Origin of the sequence: Ktedonobacter racemifer DSM 44963 (genome assembly GCF_000178855.1) — a bacterium.
Classification (GTDB): Bacteria; Chloroflexota; Ktedonobacteria; order Ktedonobacterales; family Ktedonobacteraceae; genus Ktedonobacter; species Ktedonobacter racemifer.
The window spans coordinates 941872-960416 of sequence record NZ_ADVG01000005.1; the positions used below are offsets into that span (position 1 = coordinate 941872).

Annotated in this window: 21 protein-coding genes and 1 pseudogene; 13 read left to right on the top strand and 9 right to left on the bottom strand. The window is 50.8% G+C overall.

Annotation, left to right across the window (positions count from 1 at the left end):
• Nucleotides 1–351: 351 nt before the first annotated feature.
• Both KRAC_RS58105 and KRAC_RS58110 read left to right on the top strand, forming a co-directional pair.
• A complete protein-coding gene (locus KRAC_RS58105; RefSeq protein WP_052569430.1) occupies nucleotides 352–1359 on the top strand; it encodes an IS630 family transposase in 1008 nt (335 codons plus the stop codon).
• A 67-nt stretch (nucleotides 1360–1426) separates the two neighbouring features.
• On the top strand, nucleotides 1427–2662 hold the full coding sequence (locus KRAC_RS58110; protein ID WP_007906650.1) for a tetratricopeptide repeat protein: 1236 nt from the start codon (nucleotides 1427–1429) through the stop codon (nucleotides 2660–2662).
• A 710-nt stretch (nucleotides 2663–3372) separates the two neighbouring features.
• Here the strand turns inward: KRAC_RS58110 and KRAC_RS64745 are convergent.
• The 3 genes from KRAC_RS64745 to KRAC_RS80775 form a co-directional block, all read right to left on the bottom strand.
• On the bottom strand, nucleotides 3373–3654 hold the full coding sequence (locus tag KRAC_RS64745; RefSeq protein ID WP_052569431.1) for a transposase: 282 nt from the start codon (nucleotides 3652–3654) through the stop codon (nucleotides 3373–3375).
• Nucleotides 3655–3826: 172 nt separating this feature from the next.
• Nucleotides 3827–4276: a hypothetical protein gene (locus tag KRAC_RS58120; RefSeq protein WP_007923050.1), complete on the bottom strand. Its 450-nt coding sequence runs from the start codon at nucleotides 4274–4276 to the stop codon at nucleotides 3827–3829.
• Between the two features lie 506 nt (nucleotides 4277–4782).
• Entirely contained in the window at nucleotides 4783–5052 is a 270-nt protein-coding gene (locus KRAC_RS80775) for a transposase (RefSeq protein WP_040448594.1), read from the bottom strand.
• Nucleotides 5053–5306: 254 nt separating this feature from the next.
• Between KRAC_RS80775 and KRAC_RS80675 the strand changes: the two are divergent.
• The 3 genes and pseudogenes from KRAC_RS80675 (at nucleotide 5307) to KRAC_RS73430 (ending at nucleotide 7127) form a co-directional block, all read left to right on the top strand.
• Nucleotides 5307–6186: pseudogene (locus KRAC_RS80675) on the top strand (transposase).
• A 249-nt stretch (nucleotides 6187–6435) separates the two neighbouring features.
• Nucleotides 6436–6876, top strand: a complete 441-nt coding sequence (locus KRAC_RS58135) for an SMI1/KNR4 family protein (RefSeq protein ID WP_244422646.1) — start codon at nucleotides 6436–6438, stop codon at nucleotides 6874–6876.
• 59 nt (nucleotides 6877–6935) lie between these two features.
• Nucleotides 6936–7127 (top strand): hypothetical protein, encoded by a 192-nt coding sequence (locus KRAC_RS73430; protein WP_007923055.1) that lies wholly within the window; start codon nucleotides 6936–6938, stop codon nucleotides 7125–7127.
• Between the two features lie 554 nt (nucleotides 7128–7681).
• Here KRAC_RS73430 and KRAC_RS58140 read toward each other — a convergent pair.
• Nucleotides 7682–8122, bottom strand: a complete 441-nt coding sequence (locus KRAC_RS58140; protein WP_007923060.1) for a TIGR03667 family PPOX class F420-dependent oxidoreductase — start codon at nucleotides 8120–8122, stop codon at nucleotides 7682–7684.
• Complete coding sequence (locus tag KRAC_RS58145; protein WP_007923062.1) at nucleotides 8119–8967, bottom strand: NIPSNAP family protein; 849 nt, start codon at nucleotides 8965–8967, stop codon at nucleotides 8119–8121. The genes KRAC_RS58140 and KRAC_RS58145 overlap by 4 nt, the downstream gene beginning before the upstream one ends.
• Nucleotides 8968–9114: 147 nt before the next feature.
• Here KRAC_RS58145 and KRAC_RS58150 point away from each other — a divergent pair, with 147 nt between their 5' ends.
• From KRAC_RS58150 to KRAC_RS58190, 8 genes are all read left to right on the top strand, one after another.
• The gene (locus tag KRAC_RS58150; protein WP_007923063.1) at nucleotides 9115–9420 is read left to right on the top strand and encodes a winged helix-turn-helix transcriptional regulator; all 306 of its coding nucleotides are present in this window, start codon (nucleotides 9115–9117) and stop codon (nucleotides 9418–9420) included.
• Nucleotides 9421–9795: 375 nt separating this feature from the next.
• Nucleotides 9796–10215 carry a heavy metal-responsive transcriptional regulator gene (locus tag KRAC_RS58160; protein ID WP_007923065.1) on the top strand — a complete coding sequence of 140 codons (420 nt, stop codon included), beginning with the start codon at nucleotides 9796–9798 and terminating at the stop codon, nucleotides 10213–10215.
• Entirely contained in the window at nucleotides 10212–10469 is a 258-nt protein-coding gene (locus KRAC_RS80680; RefSeq protein ID WP_007923066.1) for a GDCCVxC domain-containing (seleno)protein, read from the top strand. Before KRAC_RS58160 ends, KRAC_RS80680 begins: the two co-directional genes overlap by 4 nt.
• 18 nt (nucleotides 10470–10487) lie before the next feature.
• A complete protein-coding gene (gene merB, locus KRAC_RS58170) occupies nucleotides 10488–11132 on the top strand; it encodes an organomercurial lyase (RefSeq protein WP_007923067.1) in 645 nt (214 codons plus the stop codon).
• Nucleotides 11133–11224: 92 nt separating this feature from the next.
• Nucleotides 11225–11617 (top strand): VOC family protein, encoded by a 393-nt coding sequence (locus KRAC_RS58175; protein ID WP_007923068.1) that lies wholly within the window; start codon nucleotides 11225–11227, stop codon nucleotides 11615–11617.
• A 413-nt stretch (nucleotides 11618–12030) separates the two neighbouring features.
• Nucleotides 12031–12471 (top strand): hypothetical protein, encoded by a 441-nt coding sequence (locus KRAC_RS58180; protein ID WP_040448598.1) that lies wholly within the window; start codon nucleotides 12031–12033, stop codon nucleotides 12469–12471.
• Complete coding sequence (locus tag KRAC_RS58185; RefSeq protein WP_007923070.1) at nucleotides 12428–13036, top strand: IS607 family transposase; 609 nt, start codon at nucleotides 12428–12430, stop codon at nucleotides 13034–13036. Before KRAC_RS58180 ends, KRAC_RS58185 begins: the two co-directional genes overlap by 44 nt.
• Nucleotides 13005–14456, top strand: coding sequence for an RNA-guided endonuclease InsQ/TnpB family protein (locus tag KRAC_RS58190; RefSeq protein WP_040448599.1), 1452 nt, complete (start codon nucleotides 13005–13007; stop codon nucleotides 14454–14456). The genes KRAC_RS58185 and KRAC_RS58190 overlap by 32 nt, the downstream gene beginning before the upstream one ends.
• A gap of 377 nt (nucleotides 14457–14833) precedes the next feature.
• On the opposite strand, the gene KRAC_RS58195 is transcribed toward KRAC_RS58190, so the two are convergent.
• The 4 genes from KRAC_RS58195 to KRAC_RS58210 all read right to left on the bottom strand — a co-directional run bounded on the left by KRAC_RS58195 (nucleotide 14834) and on the right by KRAC_RS58210 (nucleotide 18353).
• On the bottom strand, nucleotides 14834–15646 hold the full coding sequence (locus KRAC_RS58195; protein ID WP_420795890.1) for a DUF817 domain-containing protein: 813 nt from the start codon (nucleotides 15644–15646) through the stop codon (nucleotides 14834–14836).
• A 754-nt stretch (nucleotides 15647–16400) separates the two neighbouring features.
• Complete coding sequence (locus KRAC_RS58200) at nucleotides 16401–16898, bottom strand: site-specific integrase (RefSeq protein WP_169461083.1); 498 nt, start codon at nucleotides 16896–16898, stop codon at nucleotides 16401–16403.
• A 221-nt stretch (nucleotides 16899–17119) separates the two neighbouring features.
• Nucleotides 17120–17434 carry a hypothetical protein gene (locus KRAC_RS58205; RefSeq protein ID WP_007923073.1) on the bottom strand — a complete coding sequence of 105 codons (315 nt, stop codon included), beginning with the start codon at nucleotides 17432–17434 and terminating at the stop codon, nucleotides 17120–17122.
• A 592-nt stretch (nucleotides 17435–18026) separates the two neighbouring features.
• Nucleotides 18027–18353: a carboxymuconolactone decarboxylase family protein gene (locus KRAC_RS58210; RefSeq protein ID WP_007923076.1), complete on the bottom strand. Its 327-nt coding sequence runs from the start codon at nucleotides 18351–18353 to the stop codon at nucleotides 18027–18029.
• Nucleotides 18354–18545 lie beyond the last annotated feature (192 nt).

Here is an 18545-nt window from a genome sequence, read left to right on the forward strand (position 1 = left end):
CTTCCCCATCAATCCTTCATCCAGCTTCGAACAAGTTGACAATACCGAGATTCTTGAGAAAGATAGGTCTATCTCCCCTGATCCTTGATGCTCATTCACTTCTTCTTGTGTCTCTCGTTCTGGTACCAGACATCATAGAGATTGTGTCGCTACTATTGAGTGAGAGAGACAAAAAGAAGAAGCGCTATAACTCACATCTTCCTCATTTCGCTCTAGAGGTCGAAGAAATCTAAATCGTTTCTCCAAAATATTGAGTGAGAGAGGCAAACGAGAGAAGCGCATCCAACCTCAGCATTCTCAGCCATCTCTACAGCGGTGTCCAGAAGGGTTGATCTATGATACACTGTCTGCGTGAAAGCCTATTCTCAAGACCTACGTCAACGCGTGCTGCGAGCCATCGGCCAAGGAAAAAAGCAGGCCGAAGTTGCAGAGATGTTTGCCATTTCCACCGCCACCATCAAACGCTATCTCAAAGCGCGACGAGAGAGGGGGCATGTCTTGCCCCAACCAATCCCTGGTCGTCCCAGCATCAAAGGAGCGGCCTTGCAGGCTGGCTTGCTCGACCAGTTAGAGGCCAACCCCGATGCGACCCGAGAGCAGCACTGCCAGATGTGGGAAGCCAGGACCGGCACCAAGGTCAGCCCCGCTTCCATCAGCCGTGCCAGAATGGCTTTAGGCTGGACGCGAAAAAAAAAGATTCTGAGAGCCAGCGAACAGGATGAAGCGGAACGCGCCGTCTGGCAGGAGCAAGCCAAGCAGTTGCCCACCCAAGATCTGGTCATCGTGGATGAGACGGGTTCGCGGATCAACATGACGCCGCTGTATGCCTATGCTCCGCAAGGAAAGCGGGCCATCGGTACGGTTCCCCGCAACTACGGGGCGAATTTGACATTAATTGCCTCGTTGTCGGTGCAAGGCATGGGCGAATCGATGCTGCTGGATGGCGCAGCTGATGCCGCCGCCTTTGAGACCTACATCGAGCAAATCCTGGCTCCCAGCTTGCGCGAAGGCCAGATCGTGATCCTGGACAATCTCTCGATACACCTGGGGCCTCGGGTCAAAGAGGCCATCGAAGCCCGAGGATGCCAACTCCTGTTTCTGCCTGCCTACTCGCCTGATTTCTCCCCGATAGAGGGAGCGTTTTCCAAATTGAAAACGATCTTGCGACGGGTCGGCGCTCGTACGCGCGAGGCGCTCCAAGACGCGATCATTGAGATATTGCCTCGCATTACTCCTGCCGATGCGCTCGGCTGGTTTCTGCATTGTGGCTATCCTACGCCTTCGACGCTCCTGGATGGCGCAACAAGAAGGGAACCAGAAGCCGCGAAGTACGAAAGGCGGAGTGAGTTACCGCAATGAGCACACGGAGAGAGAATAGAGAGCCAAAACGACCAGGAAGGTGAATATCCTTCAAGGAGCAATGCCTATGAACGCACCTTTTCCGATGGAGGAACAGCCCTTTTGGGCAGTGATTGAGCAAACCAGACAAGCTACAACTCAACAGGAGCAAACGCAGCGGCTCGCTTATGGGCTGCATGCCCTTTCGCCTGAGCAGATTCGAGCCTTTGACCAACGCTTCCGTTCCTTATCCAACGATCTATTCCCATCCCAATCCCTGCGACAACTGCTGCTCAATCGGCATTACACCTGGGGAGACGATAGCTGGCACTACTTTCTGTCCTGGATCATCATGCAGGGAAACGATGCCTACACCCTGGCATCCCACGCTTCAGCAAACCTTCTCCCTTTGATTCACGCGCATTCAAAGCCAGCAAAGGGATTAGCAGATATCCCCACCTGGTTTCGCCCCAGATGGCTTCCAGATTTTGAAGGAAGTGCATATGTTGCCGGGAAAGTCTACCTGAAAAAAACGGGACACGAGATCGAGGAGGACGAGGCCCAAGAAGATGAGCACCAGCAGGAACCAGAACCCAACGAATGGGAGGCCCTCCGGATCGCACGAGCCCGTGGCCATAGTCTCCTTCTTCAAGGGTTACGACGCCTTGCAGCACGGCGCAAGCAAGAAGAGGAAACAGATCTGAACGAGGCCGCCTGGGCGTCCAAGCAGTTTTATGCGCTCAATCGGCATGTTCTCAATCCGTACGGCACCCATCGTCCCTGGAGCTTGGATCGCCATCGGTACGAAGAGGCCCTGGAAGCTTTTAAACAGGTGCTACGCTTGCAACCTGATAATCTCTTTGCTCACCGCAAAAAAGGTCAAGCGTTGCAAGCGTTGGGACGGTATGAAGAAGCTTTGATTATCTTCGGTCAGCTTATCCATCTTACACCCGAAGATCTCTCGCTATTCTATGAGAAAGGGGCTCTCTTCTTCGAAGCCGAGCGCTACTGCGAGGCGCTTGCCGTCTTTGATCAGATCTTCCGTCGCAATCCTGACGATGCCATGCTTCATTACTACCAAGGTCTTGCCCTGCTTCGTCTTGGACGCATCCAGGAAGCACTCGGGGCGTTTGAACAGACGCTCCAGCTCGATCCGGACTACTTGCCTGCATACATCGCTCAAGGCAAGCTACTGGTGCAAAGCGGGCGTTCTCAGGAAGCGCTTCATGCCTGCGAACAGGTATTGCGCCTCAATCCACAAACGGCATGGGCGGTCCAAACGCACCAGGTGCTTCTCAGGCACGTTGAACGCAACGATCAGTGACCGAGATCGTTGCCCTCCCTCGACCAGAACCGCGATCTGTCCATGCTGATGAGGAGACGATGGCGGAACATCATTCAGCAACGCTCACTGGAGCGCAATCCTTCTGGACGCCGCTGTAGGAGCTGGAAGAAACGTGTGTTTGTTATCAACAGGCGTGGAGGTGCTCCCATGTGACACCACGTGTGACATCAGTGAACTGGAAGAGGCCATCAGGCATACCTCCACATCCTCCATGCCTGTTTCTGTAAGGGGGAAACCCCATAGAGCGAATGCCTATGGGGTTCGTCATGGGATAGATCGGGTTGGACTTACCATGGGTCACATATTCTAGTATAATACAATCATGAACAGAAATACATGTATGACTGGAAGAGCATCCAAAAATACATCCATACTATGATGATGTTTTGTGTCTCCATGTGCTCATTTGAGTCATTTCTGCACGGAGGCTTGCATGACCGAAAGAAGGTATGCTCAGTTGAAGGCAAAAAAACAGGTGGTTTTGCCCCTCAGAGGCTGGCCTTCCTACGCGGCTCTTGGAGCATGGGCGTGCTGAGCGGACTGAAAGGTGCGCCGTCATAGCATTCGTGCTTGTTCCACATTGCAAAGATGATTCTTACCCAGACGTTGGAGAGGGCACGGATGGCTTCTGTGTGACTTTTCCCCTCAGTTCGCTCTCGTTGGTAGTAATCCCTGGCCCAGGGTTCTTGTTAGGTCGTTTGCCAGGCGAACTGGTGCAGGACATTGCGCAAAGGTTTACTACAGGCAGAGCGACGGTGAGCTTTGGCGTAGGTCCCACTCTGAAAGATGACCGGAGATGTGCCAGCCAGCGCCTGCAAACTGCTGGCCTCCTCGTAGCGTGTCCACTCATCCCCAATTTTTGCCAACAGCCGAGGCACGAGCCGTTTTCCCGCACGGGGCAAACTGCGGGAAATCGAGTTGTCAGCATGCGTCAAAAAAAGGATGCCATCCCGAATGTTGTGTAAAGGCATCGAGCTTTTCTCTCGTGAATCTCTTCCCTTGACGTAACAAGAAGAGAAGCTTCCCGCCACGAGAGAAGCAGCTCCCCGCTCCAAGGTTTCCAGGGTGATCATAGGGGGTGAACTCGCGGCTAAGGAGCGGCATTTGAGAGAGCGTCGATGCCTGGCTATGTATCAATGATGCCTAAGACTCGCGCCAGGCATCGAGGCGCCAGAGTGCTCGCCCAACCAGCCGCCACGCTCCAGCCAAGAACACGAGAGCGAACACCAGCAAGCCTGGAACAAGCAAAAACGCTCCGCGCACCAGATCATCCACTCCATCGACAAGTTGAATAAGGGCAATCAGTACCATGAAGCCGGCCAGCATCCGGCGAGATCTTGCTGCGAGGAGAAAAAGCAACATTACGGCAAGCACTAGGCTTCGTGCAAACATATAGTCTGCATAGACTCGTGCAGTCTCTGTTATAGGCCCCCCGCTTGCTAGCAGCGTAGGATTGACCTTACTGATCACCGCACCCATGATGCTCAAAAGAGCCCCAAGTATAACGACGATGGAGACCCAGAGAGGAAAGCGCGCGACCGATTGAGGTGTTTGGATATCTTCCGCCTGTGATGGTGCTGAGGGGTTGGTCATACGTGATACTCCTTATCTATCAGATGCCTCGTTTCACCAGGTGTTATGCCTGATTTTCTCCATTTTATCACTCCTACAGAAGATGTATCCGGGAGCATTGAGCTGCACGCGTTGAGCGTGCTACGCAAGAAAACAGGCAAACAAAGAAAACCTCCTTGAGCAGCCGTTGAACGTAAGCTGCTTGCTCCCTGAGAGCGACGACTGCTCAACCTTTAGCCAACCGGAATCTTTGGCAAATGGATATCTTGCATCGTGGCCTAAACAATCGTGAGGCAACTGGTTTCCTTTGTAAAGGCATCAATCTGATCGGTGCATTGCCGAACGTTGCTGAAAAAACTTTCGATGGCATTGGTACTGCGAATGTAGCGGTGCATCACCGGCGGAAACGCGTTAAAGTCAGGAGATGCTCTTCGTCTTTACTCAGGCTCCGTATGGCTTCAGGATAGCGCTTCTGGTATTTCGCTTTAAATGCTGCCAAATTGAGGAGCGCATCTTCTTTCAAATCCTCAATGGGGCCGCTCGTCGTTGCGCGCATCGCGCGAGTGGAAGCCGTTGCGATACCCTTTGAGTTCGGGTGTGTGTTCTCCCCAAGCTGCTCCTACAAACCGTTGGAGCTCTTCTCGCATCACTTCTTCCATCATCACCCGTATGGCGACGCGAATCTGAGCACGCAAATACTCATGAAATTCCTCTGATGCTGGCATGCTTGGGGTTGACGACTCCGAAGTTCGAGGCTTGATCTCTGGTGTGGTACGCTCTTTCTTGTACACAGGCATAGTTCTCTCCTTATTTGAGTTACAGATTTTGATCCAAAGGATCGTCCTATGCCTGTATTATCTCTTCGATGTGTCCTCTTTGGGCTGCAAATCTTTACACAAAACACAGTATAGCGTCGAAGATGACACCCTCCCAATAATTGTGTAAAGACCAGCCTTTCCAAAGTGGGTTATTTGAAATGAGAATACAGGCATAGAATGTTCGTTCGGAGCACATTCAGCATTTCATCAAAAGGAGATACATACTAGAGTGTATGTCTGTATCCAAGAAAAAGCCTACCACATTAGCATCTGAGGTTCCAGCACAGAAGTCGTCATTACCCGCCCTGACAGAGCAGGAGGAATGCGCGTCAGTACCTACGCCGCCTAGCGGTAAGTGCCATCCAAGTTTTGATTGAACAAGTGATGCGCGAAGAATTGGAGCCTCGTGGGGAGAATGCACCCCTAATCGCCGTGGATATCGCAATGGGTCTTACACCCGTGATCTGGTGACTTCCACCGGGCGCATTGAGGATCTCAAAGTCCCCAGAGATCGGGAAGGGAAGTTTCATAGCCAGGTATTCGAGCGATACAATCGCTACGAACCGGAGGTGGCCGAAGCGCTGACCCAGATGTTCGTCAGTGGTACAAGCACCCATAAAGTCGGAGAGGTTGCCTCCACACTCATGGGGGTGCGCCGTGACAGATGGGCATGAAGGGCTCCTCGCGGCCGTCTCTGCCCTCTTTTCCGCGACTCCCCGGCAACGGTACGTGGTGCATAAACAACGCAATGTGCTCAATGCTATTCCTCATCGGGAACGCAAAGAGGTCAGTGCAGAATTAGCCGGGATTTTCAAACAGGAGAAGAAAGAGGATGCACTGCTCAATGTAGCAGCCTTTAAAGCGAAATACCAGAAGCGCTATCCTGAAGCCATCCGCAGCCTGGTTGAAGATGAAGAGCATCTTTTGACCTTTTATGCGTTTCCACCGGTGATGCATCGCTACATCCGCAGTACCAATGCCATTGAAAGTTTCTTTAGCAATGTGCGGCAGCGGACGGATCAGATTGATGCATTCACGACAGAAACTAGCTGTCTGACCATCGTCTGGGCAGTCATGCAGGATAGTCGCTTGCCGAAAATTCCGGTTGGCTAGAGACTCATCCCTGATCATTGGCGGGAAACAGACGGTCAGCGGATGATGGGCTGGCTGGTTGCAGGCAGTTCTTCATTTCGTGGCCTCTTGTGTAGCACAAACTCCTTCTTCTCCGTCAGAATGGACAAGAACTCTTTTCCTTGATACGCTGCAAATACAGAGAAAAAGAAATGAATGGAGCAATGATCTATGAGAGATTGGAGACACACCCTTTCGAAGTGGATAATCCAGAAGGACGTCATTGCCTCCTTGGCTCAGAAACAGGTGGAATATTGGGCCTGGGATATTCGTGTTCCTTCATCAGATCCCTGGCCCTCTTCTCTGCCAGTTTGTCAGGCTCTCAAAGATTTTTATCAGATATGTGATGGGGGATGTTTTCACTGGTTCACTTGGCCACCTCTTTCTCAACTCGTGCCCCTGAATTCCTCCTGGTTTCGTCTGTTGAGTGCATATGATGAGCGTGGGGATGTGCTGCTTCCTGAACGGCACGTTGTTCTTGCTCTCGATTCCGGTGGTGCACCTGTTATCTGGGATGTTTCTACCAATCAGGTCGCAGCTTTCTTCCCGAAAGGAGGCGATTGGGAACCTCCTCTTGCCTCATCAATCGAAGCCTTTTTGGCCACCCTTTTTAACCCCAAGGATGATGGAGACTGGTGGGGCTTATTCTTGCAGCAGCTCGATACCATCTGAACAGCCTCGCTCAATCAAACCTCTATCTGTACACAATTATCGGGATGACGTCGCAGAAGATGGCGCCAAGAAGGGGGAGCAGGCAACAACAACCAGCAGCAGGCCAGGTCTATAGCACAGTGTATTACACACCACCAGCGGGGCAGCTGGGTATCACCACATACAAGACATTGGATGAGATGTCCGAACGCCTCACAACCATTAACACGGAAATTATTCAGTTGGATGCAAGTAGGAACCTGGAACGGTAGTGTTGCAAAAAATTTTGAGCAGAGAAAATGAAGGAGGTAATTCCCACGGGATGCGCAACGAGGTTAAAATCCTGCTCCTCCTTTCTTTGTTTGCGCTTATGTTTCCCTTGATATGGTCTCTCTTCTAGCTTGTGGATTTCTGGTAGTATTGCAAAAAAAATTAAAGCTCAGCAAATTGAAGCACACTTGAACGCCTATCGCGAGGAAAAGATGTAGAACACGCACTTTTCCTCAGTGGTAATGATTCTTGTGCCGTAATTACCCACGGGTTGCGCAACGAGGTAAGCTCAAGCAATGAAAGGAACAGAGGACTATCTTTGATCTTGTATGAGAACGAAGCCGAGAGGAAAGCGTGATTTCCAAACAGTTCGGAAACAATGCCATCTCACTCAACACCAACGGCGGGGGTGAGGAGGTGGTGGCATGGATAGCCACCACTAGGCGCATCTGTGGCCTCGTTTACGTTTTCACGCCAAGGATCAACCTGCGCTCTCGCATTCTCTGAGGTCTCTCGTTCCGGAGAGAGCTCTTTCCCTGTCTCAGGCACGCCTATCTTATAAAGATGAGCCTCGCACCTTGATGGGAGAGATACGCAACGCCACCGAATACTCCGCTGCAAACTGTTCCGGCGAGCCAAACATGCTAGTCATCCAGTGATGATATTTCGCCAGATAGAGCGGATGTTGATCAGCAGGAGGTTCAGCGGTGCTGATCTGGGCATGCCCAGTAAACACGATGATCCCAGAGCCAGTCTGGTCGCCATTAAAATGCAGCGCCACCTGGGAATTCCGATGTACAAAATCCAGGCGTTTGGCATGCGTCAGATTATAGACCAAAAAATTGGATGCCGTCTCATCCCACCAGAACCAGGTGGGTGCGGGCTGAGGCATTCCACGCGTATCCACCGTGGTCAGCCACAAGAGATATTCTTCCTGCACGCGACGCCGTACATTTTTCCCAAAAGTCGTATTCTCATCTGGAAATTGAAAGGTCATTTTCCGCAGTCCTTCCTTGTTTCTTGCTCTTCCGCACGGTGGCGTAAGAGCGAACGCCTCGTTGTGAGCAATTCCAACGTCTCTTCGAACGAAGCTCCCCACATTTGGAGAGCGGGAACAATTGAGGTAATCCACTCCTGGTTTTGTACTAAAGCGGCATGATAGCTGCTATACGCTGCCTCATCCGCGAACGAAGCAAACCAGACAAAGACGTTTTCCCCTTCGCGTACTGGCAGATCTGGATAGGTGTTCTCGGCTGGTTCGGTCACGAAGTACCCCAAAAGAGTCGCTCCTGCCGAGCGCAGCAGAGGGATCATGGTGTTTTCAAAGAAATCCACGAAGCGTGGATCAACTGGTGCATCAAAAGCAGAGATGGTCGCGACGATGCCCCCTCCTGCCAGATCTTCCGCGTCCTTCAGTGGGCGATTTGCCGGGTCGAGGCGAAAACCAGAAGCAGCGTGAGCTGGCTTGAGCAAGAAAACGTTGCTCACATCACTGATCGTGTCGTTGGCCGCCGTTCGATGCGCTTGCCAGAGTGGGCTCACATGGTAGAAATCGTGCAACGCAGCCTGTCGCGTGTGCATATCGGCAAACCCACGCAACCAGACGAAGCGATCAGGGTTGGTGCGATCTCGAAATTGACCGGGGATGAACGCATCATAACGCTCTTGCTCTTCAATGAAATATTCATCGAATAAGGCAATGAACGCATCGCGTCTCCCTGGGTGATGAATATATTGACGCAATTCTATAACAGGACAACATGTCTCTTCGGCTTGCTCTGGAGCGTGTCTCGCGCTCGTGTCCAGCTCTCTCAACGTTTCAGCCTGTGTTTCTTTTGACATTCCTCTCATTCCTTGAAGGCGAGGACGAATAATTACCTCGCTCTCTCTGTGATAGCCGACTATCAGCCGGCTTGACACAAGCATATCATTGAACTATCTTTAACACAAGAACGTACAAAAAAGAAAGGTACTCTCCTGGAGGAAAGTATGGATACACAGGTTAAAGCCCGCTTCTTTCAGTGTCCAGTCGATGCTGGACTGGCGTTGATGGCTGGAAAGTGGAAGCCGCGTCTTTTATGGAAACTGTATCGCTACCAAACCATACGATTCGGTCAGTTTAAACGGATGTTACCCGATATTACCGACAAGATGCTTACGCAGCAGTTACGTGAATTAGAGGCGGATGGGCTGATTACACGGAGAGTGTATCCTGTGGTTCCCCCCAAATTGGAAACGCTGTTGATGTGCTTTCCTTTTCAATGGAAAAGGTCTGTGCTCAAGCTCACTTTGTAAAATGTGAGTAAGAATCAGCCCTAAAGGGCGGGGTTTTACGGGCCGGTTTGATAAAACCAGATCATTATGACTTGAAGTCTCAATTTGATGAGACCTGAGAACATACAAGAGGCTGAAGTGAAACGATATCACTTCAGCCTCTTCCCTTTTGACCTCCAAACCCTGGTTAGATTGCGATCGCTATTCCCTTTTTCTCAAACAACTCATGGATGTCACTAAGTATATCCTCTACGTCGTGAGGTTCTCTACGCTCAGCTTTATCATGTGATCCTTTCTGAGAAAGGTCGCTTCTTAACAATTCGTAACGCGTATCCCTTTTCTCTTGACTCTGTAGTATGGTACAGAGTGTATAGTTTTCTTCAAGAGGTGACAACGATGGAGATCTTCTCAATTGGACAAATTGCGCGCCGGGCAGGCGTCGGTGTCGAAACGGTTCGCTTCTATGAACATCAGGGATTACTGGAGCAACCTATGCGCCGAGCTTCTGGTTATCGGCAATACTCTGAAGACGCGGTGAAACAGATTCGTTTTATTAAACGTGCCCAACAGCTTGGTTTCTCCCTCAAGGAGATTCTGGAACTACTTACACTACGAGTGGATGGACAAACCTCCTGTGAGCAAGTCAAAGAGCGTGCAGCTGCGAAACTGGCAGAAGTGGAGCAAAAAATCGCTGAACTCCAACACATGCGACAGGCCCTGCTCCAAGTCACCTCCCTGTGTGAAGAAGAAGGTCCAGGAAGCCGTTGCCCTATGCTCGACGCACTGGACCATGATCGAGAAACGGTGGTTACATGAATAGCAATGCCCTCCTGGCGACCCTTATCTGTCCGAATCCGACGTGTCAGCATCAACAAAGCGTCATGATGCCAACCACCTTTTGTCAGTTGTCCTACACCTGTGAAGCGTGTTCCATGACCCATGCCCACAAAAGAGGAGACTGCTGCGTGTTCTGTTCCTATGCGGATAAGCCATGTCCCTCCATGCAAGGAGAGGATGCATGCTGCCCTTCTGTCCTTTCCGATGAAGAGATCTTCCTCATGCAAGGATGAGAAAAGGAATGGAAGCCTATGAATCAGCCTTCCCTTGACCTGCTGGCAACACACTTGGCTGCTCAACTCGATTGCACCCAGGATGTGGCCTGCCAGCAGATTCTCCGGGGGCTCGCCGAAACAGGTCAGCCCCTTGCTCCAATGGATGTAGCAAGCCGTTTACAGATACGCCTGGAAAGCCTGGCAACCTATCTAGCCCATGCCCCAGATATGGAATTTGACAATGAGGGCAATATTGTCGGCTGGGGCATCACCCTTGTTCCTACCCAACACCAGTTTTGGGTGAAAGGACACTCCCTCTTTACCTGGTGCGCCTTTGATACGGTCATTTTCCCAGCGTTGCTCCAGACCCAAGCGCGCATTCAATCGATGTGCGAAATCACAGGCCAGCCGATTACCTTTCTCGCCACCCCAGAAGGAATTACCTGTTGCACTCCAGCAACGAGCGTTTTATCGCTCATCCTGCCATCTGCTCGATGTGAGTGTGTGCGGGGAACCTTTTGTGCGCAGTCTCATTTTTTTCAGACAAAGGAGGCAGCCTTGCCCTGGATCACATTGCACCCTGAAGCGATGCTCCTCTCTATCGAAGAGGCTGCTGCTCTCGGATGCCTCACTGCTCGGATAAGGTCAGGCTCATCTCCTCTGCAAGCCAGTCAGAACTGAGGTCAAACGACAGGCACTGTTTCCACATAGGAAAGAGAGGAAAAGAAGAGGCGTGTGGAATGGTATTTGCACAAAAAACAGGAGAAGAAACCATGTTAATTGAGCAAGGCCGTCAGGCTGCCCTCACGTCGATTGCTCCCCGCTTCACTGTTGGGGATCTGGAGCAAGCTCTGACCTTTTATGAGCAACTCGGCTTTGTCGCCACCTATCAGGATGAGGGGTTTGCCATTATCGAACGAGATGGGATCGATCTGCATCTCAATCCCTCTGAAGAGCTTCCCAAACGCCACTCGGTGTGCTGGATTGGAGTGACGAACATTGAGGCATTGTACCAGGAGTATCTCCCGACCAACGCGATTTCGTCTCCTCTGGTGGCCCAATCCTGGGGACTTAAAGAATTTAGTATTCGTGATCCCTTTCGGAACCTCATCCTTTTCGCTGAAAGTATCTCTGAAGAGGAGGCCAGCGCTGAAGAAGGAGCCTGAACAGCAAAAATCTTCTGAAAAAATCCAATCCCGTTGCTTCTGTGCACTCTGAGCTTGATTCACTTTTGTAGAGAGTACAAATAGAAGAGCTAGTTCATCATCTTTTCATATTGGTATTGCCCCAATTCAGTAGAAGCCAAGAACGGAAGGGAAGTTTCCTTCTCCTAGAAATTGAAGCGTTCATTAAGAGAGAACGCAAAAGAGGCTGAAGCGATGCGGTTTCACTTCAGCCTCTTCCTCCTTATTCTCCAGAACCTGTTTACATAGTGACCGCTATGCCCTTTTTCTCCAACAACTCATGGATGTCACTGAGTATTTCTTCCAGGTCGTGAGGTTCTATACGTTCACCTGCATTAAGATTACAAGGCAATGATCGCGCCAGAGAGGCTGGCTTTCCGAATGAAGAATTACAAATGGTGAAAGCTCTTTTTATAATATATTTGGCCGAAATCAAAACAATTATTCCCTTGAGGAGCATAATGATGGTACGAACAGATAGAAGGTTTATTGATGAGCAAACAGAAAGAGAGTTTCAAGAAAGAAGGAGACAAAATTTTCTTAGCACAAAGATTCCTGCATCGACAATCGAACTGTTTCAGTTTACCGAAGAAGAGGAAGTTCTTCTCTGGCTCTTAATCGATAAAGAGCACCGAGAAATTACCCCCACGAAAACGATATCTTTGCGCAGTGAGGCATCTGTTCTGGAAGCGATGTGCGACTTACAATATAAGTATCCATTTCGTATAAGCAACCATCACAAAGTATCATCATCTCTTGCATATCTCAAGCAGATAGAGTATACTTGGATGTATGAAGTTATCGAGTTATGCCAAGAAGATTGGGATCAGTTATAACAGCGCCTGGCGTATGTGGAAACGCGGCCAGATTCCCGGCTATCAATTGCCCACCGGCACCGTGATCATTGATCCGCCAGAGCTTCGCTCGGTTCCGGTCCACGCCGTCGCTGTGTATGCTCGTGTTTCAAGCAGCGAAAACAAAGACAATCTGGAAAGGCAAGCCGAGCGGCTGGTGACCTGGTGCAATGCCCAAGGCTGGTCGGTCAGCAAAGTCGTCAAAGAGTGCGGCAGTGGCATCAACGATCAGCGGCCCAAGTTTCTGGCGCTGCTGGCAGATCCCAAAATCGGGCAGATCGTGGTTGAACACAAAGATCGCGCTTCTCGCTTTGGCGTGGCCTATATTCAGACCTTGTTGGCTATGCAAGGACGGAAACTGGTCATCGTCAACACCGCTGATACCGCCGACGATGATCTCATGGGCGATTTTATCAGCATCATTACCTCGTTTTGCGCTCGTCTTTATGGTCGCAGACAAGCCAAACGCAAGACGGAACAAGTGCTAGCGGCTTTGCAGCAGAATGGACCCGCCTGTGAGCAAGAAGCCCCAAAAAGCCTCGCTTGATGAGAAAAAAAAGCGCAAGCGCAAAAAGAAGACGAAGCAGACCATCACTCGAGCGGTGACCCATATCCGTCTCATTGAGGCCAATCCTGGCAAACTTGAGGCGCTCGATCAGCTTGTGGCGGTTTACTTGCCGCTGTGCCAACAGTACACCACCCTGTTTTGCGAGGCCGAGACAAGCCCGGACAAGTACCAAGAAACCGTCTTCAAAACCGATCTTTCCGACCGCTTGCATCGAGTGGCAATACAGCAAGCCGCAGGCATTGCCAAAAGCGTTCGCACGAATCGAGCGAACGCCTATCAGGCGTACCTGGAAGATGTGGCTGATTACGCTCAGGCCAAGGCTCAGGCGGAAGGCCGGATGTCCGCCTTCAAACGCCGCGAACCGACCTGGACCGAATGGGATCTCCCTGTGCTGCGTGTGCCAGTCATCCAAGCCAATGTCAACGTGGTGGTGCTCGAGAAGTCGGAGGACTCCACGTTCGACTACTGGCTGCGCGTGTCCACCTTAGATGTCGGGAATCCGCTTCGAGTCCCAGTCAAACTCGCCTCCTATCACAAACGAGCACTCGAAGGCCGCACGCTCAATGCATCCACAACACTTCACAAGCGCAATGGAGTCTGGTGGCTGACGCTCTCCTTTGACGAGGACGTTCCTCTTCAAACCAAGCCTGACGCCCCTACAGTAGGCGTCGATGTGGGCATTGCCCATTTCCTCACGACCTCCACCAATAAAGCGTATGGCAGTTTTCATGGCAAGATGGCCCGACAGCACAAGCACGATCGGGAAAAGCGTCGCCGCAAGGCGAAACTGCGAGCCTGTCTGGAAAAGAAAGGCGTCCCAAAGGGCAAGCTTCCTTCGACAAGTTCTGAAACGTCGCAACGCTTGAGCCGTCACGTCAAGCAAGAGATCAACCGGGCGGTCAATGCGTTGGTCAAAGATCATCGAGATGCCAGACTCATTTATGAGGACCTCAATGTGGCCTCGATGCGCTTCAAAGCAAGGGTGATGAACAGTTATCTGTATGCTTCTCACCTGGGGCATATCCCAGAGCAGCTGGCCTGGGCCGCCGCCAAACAGGGCATGGCAGTCCACACGGTCCGAGCCGCCTATTCCTCTCAGGAATGCCCCCGCTGCCATTATGTCGATCGCGCTAATCGGCCGAACCAGAAAACCTTCAAGTGCCTGGTCTGTGGTTACGCAGACCAGGCCGACCGCAAAGCCGCACAGACGCTCGCGGGACGCTGGGGGGATCGGAAACTGGCGGCATGTCGCTCGACCTCGGAGGTCAAGGCGCTCCTCATGACGCGGCATGAAGCGTGGAAACAGCAGAATCAGCAGAGGATCCAGGATGCCGGGCCTCCCGTCCAGTTGAGCTTCTGGGATCCCCCAGAGATGTTCCTGGAATCATCTCACGAGTGAACATCTCTCAGTAGAGAGAGGTGCATAGGATGCTCGTAGTGCATCCTCCCGCCTAGTCCGCTGTTTGGTAAACAGGCGTAGGTTAAAGTGAGAAGGATAATCATTGCAATAGATGGTTATGCTTTGATCAACTATCAAACTCTCTCTATTACAGAGTCTCAAATAGCAGAAAATGTTGGTATGCTCGCGCCTTCAACTGTCAAAAGATACATACAAAAATTCCATGACTATGGGTGGTTAGAACATAAATCTGTTCCCCCTTATGGAGCAGGCTATGATCTTGCCACATATTTTCAATTGCTTCAAGCCATTAAGGATGACGTTGTTAGCAAACATGGTTGACTGGTTAGAATAAAAGACTTCGAGAGAGAGCCACTTCAATCAGAAGCACCTCTCGTTGCAGCTCCCAAGGCTCTTGCATTTCGCACACGTTTCTTTTTGCCCTTTCTCCCTCTTTTGAGTTGTACCACAAGCAAGATGCTTATGATGACGAGCAGGAACCACGAGCTGATCTTCTCTGGTGAGACTATACGCCATATCTGTACCTGGTCAGGATAAGCCCATGCTCCGAAGAAGGTTGCAATATTCTCCGCAATCCAAAGAAAAAAGCCTATCAAAAAAAATGCCGCGAGGAGCGGCATGCGATAGCACCGGTGATCGACCGAATAGAGAACGCCTGTTCTCCAGAAAATGCACGCGAGGAGCACGACCAGTAGCCAGCGCAGGTCAGGAATGAAATGGTGCGTAAAAAAGTTCAGGTAGATCAACGCTCCCAATGGAACAATCCAGTATGGCGATGGCCAGCGTACCATCTCTAGATGCAGACGATGCCAGGCCTGACAGATATAGCTTGCCACACTGGCATACATAAAGCCGCTATAGAGTGGAACACCGCCCACCTTTGTCCATGCTTCCTCTGGATATGCCCACGAACCCATATGAACTTTGTAAAGTTCCAGGAGGAGTCCTACGAGGTGAAAAACCGCAATCACTTTGATCTCGTCTCTCGTCTCCAGCCCGCTATGGTACATGATCCATTGTGTTCCCAGACAGATGACCAGGAGGATATCATAACGATGTGGCAACGCAAAGTGTTTTGAGAGCGCCAGTGAGAGAAAGATGACAGCAGGAAACATACATGAGAGCGCTTCTTGTGTGATGAAATGGAAAAGAAATTGTACAATTTTCAATGAGTAACACATTCCTTTCTTTTTAGCTGCACTATGATGAGGATGTGGTGTATGACGCTGTTGAGAGCCGCAGGCAGCGCTAAAAGAAGTGTAGAGTTCACGCGGAGAAAACGCGAGTTGCCGGATACCAGATCAACGGTACCCGTGTGGGAGAAATGCAATCGTATTGCAACACCCGAGACCTCCTAGGATGTACTCAGATGAGCACAAAAGAGATAAAAATAGATGGAGAATCTCCTTTTCTAACCCATTGATCGCTCTCGCACCGCACACTATTGAGTTAGAGAGGCAAACGAAAGAAGAGCTTCCAACCTCAGCATTCTTAGTCATCTCTAGAAGCTGGAAGAATGCGTGTGTTTTTTGTCAACATATTATTGAGTTTGAGAGCCAAATGAGATACATACAAAAAACATTATCTAACCCCTGATAAAAAGCTGCTTCAGGCCTATCTGCTTTGACGGTAGTTGTGCCGTATTACCGCGAAACGGCGCGAATGCCGGCGAACGATGCCTTAGCCCTCACACCGCCTGGGAAGCCATTTATCACCTTGAAAGAGGTGGCAAATAAAGGCGGTCGATGGATCGGCCATTTCCTGGGTCCCAACCCTTTCTGGCCTCTCCATCGCACGCGTTCCTTCGGCTTCCCAAGCGCTTTTGTGTGAGGTAACCCGATCTTCAAAATTTCGCGTTTTTCGGGTTTGACGGTAGTTCTGGCGGTAGTTGGAAAATGTTACGAATTGCCCTGTCTTACATGGTTACTGCGCTTCATCAAACACGTTCTTCCACCCACTCATTGCCTCTTCATGTATAGCAGGCAATACGTGGGCATAGATATTGAGCGCCACCCGACTTGAACTATGTCCGAGAATTTCCTGGATCACTTTAAAATGTGCCCCCATACTCAGCATAATGGTGGCAGCGCTATGTCTAAGATCGTGAAAACGGTTATGAGGAAGGTTGGCCTTTTTTAGCAGCCGAGCAAAGAGTCGTGAGAGATAGCGTGGATCAAGATAATCACGTCTCTCAATATAGCTAACCATACGCTGAACGCGAACATACTGCTGCTCAAAGTCAATGTCTGACCAGCGCAATCCAAGTATTTCGCCTTTGCGCATACCCGTGATAATCGCAAGGAGGAAAAGGGCTTCAAAACGATGACCCTGTAGCGACTCTAAAAATGCTTGTGATTGAAACAGCGTGAGTGGCGTTATGTCATATTTTTCGGCCTTTGGGGACGTCACGACATCACACACGTTACGTGCTACCAGATTCCAGCGAACCGCATTTTCCAGAGCCTGGTGGAGCACATTATGAATGGAGATGATCGTTTGAGCATAGAGTCCATCTTCTAGCTTCCGGTTATAAAATCGCTGCGCATGCTAAGGAGTCAATTTACGTCCTTCGAAGAGGAGCGGACAGAAGAACGAGCCACCTGGCAGCACGCCTTTATGCTGGCGCGCTCATGGGATGCTGATCATCTCTTCTCGGAAGAGACGATGGTATCCATTCTTGAAAAGGTCGAGGAGTGCCGCATCAGCGCCTCGCTACCTCCGCCATTCTTGGCAGTACCGATATGGCGAGAACTGAGTACGCCCTTCAACAACTCTCCCGCGAAGCCGCGGGACGTGGATGGGACGCAAACCTGTTCCATGAGGTCCTCACAGGGATCAGGTCTGATCCTGCGTTGCTCGGTAAGGTGCTTACTTTTGACTGCTGCGTCCTGTATGCTTGCTGGGAAGTGGTGCATGCGCCAGAAGAAGACCCTGACCCTGACGTGCTCTTTGGTCATCTCCCCCGCCTGAGAGAAGTCAGGCGCCTGGTAAACAAAGAAAGAGGAACGCATCATTATCTTCAAGACGACAAGGACACAGAGAAGGCGTCTTCTGTGTGCTCTTGTCGTGAAAAGGAATGCCCCCAGCCTGCTCGTAGTCACGGTCGGGCTGGGGGCATTGTTCTGCCAAAGAAAAGGAGATCTGTACTAGATTCACTATGTTAGAACGACAGGCAAAACGCCAACGCCGCACCGCCAGGAGAGCAGCAGAGAGCCAGCAGCAGTCAACATCTCGCCCTCATATAAGCGCAGCGCACCACCTCTCACCACTGAGCGGCCATCTTTGGTTGCCTCTTTTGAGATGCTGTTCAACCTGGGCCTGGAAGCCGTCCAGATCTTCCAGAGAGATGTTGGTGAGAGAGACACTGAGCAGCTCGCTGGTGTCCTACGGTTTTCATGGAACATCTCTTCTCTCTGTTTCCTGGTGGCCTCAAGATGCTTTCAAGCCTTCTATTTTTACCTCAGATGCTCCTCAAATCACCGATTTCCCCTCTTGCTTGGAGGGGAAACCGGGGCGAGAAAATGTTGGGGTCCATGTACCAGAAGCCGCTCATTCCTCGCCAAAAACGCGTTTTGCTACTGCGATGGCAGACATTGCCTTCGGCCAGCCAGCGTAGAACGCAAGGTGTATCATAACCTCTTTCAGCTCTGTCTCTGTCAGTCCATTCTCCTTCGCTCTCATAAGGTGGCCTACTAGCTGTTCGGTGTTGCCACCTGCTACCAATGTAGCGACGGTAATCAAACTACGATCCCGTTTCGAGAGCTCTTTCCGCTCCCAGATGTCACCAAACAAAACATCATCGGTAAGCGACACCATCTTTGGTAAGAAGTCGCCAATGAGTTTTTGTGCCCGGCTTTGTTCTTGTGCGTCAGACATTGTTTCCTCCTGAATTGTCGTCTTTACATTCACTGTTTTCAATGTATCGTGATCCGGGCCAACACTGACACCAGTATCACGTGCCGAGATTACCGTCTATCTTCCTGGCTCAGCGGAACGGAGGCTGTTTTTCGCTCGTGATCGTGATGACTCCATCCAGCCCTCGAAGACCGGACCATGACCTACATGGCT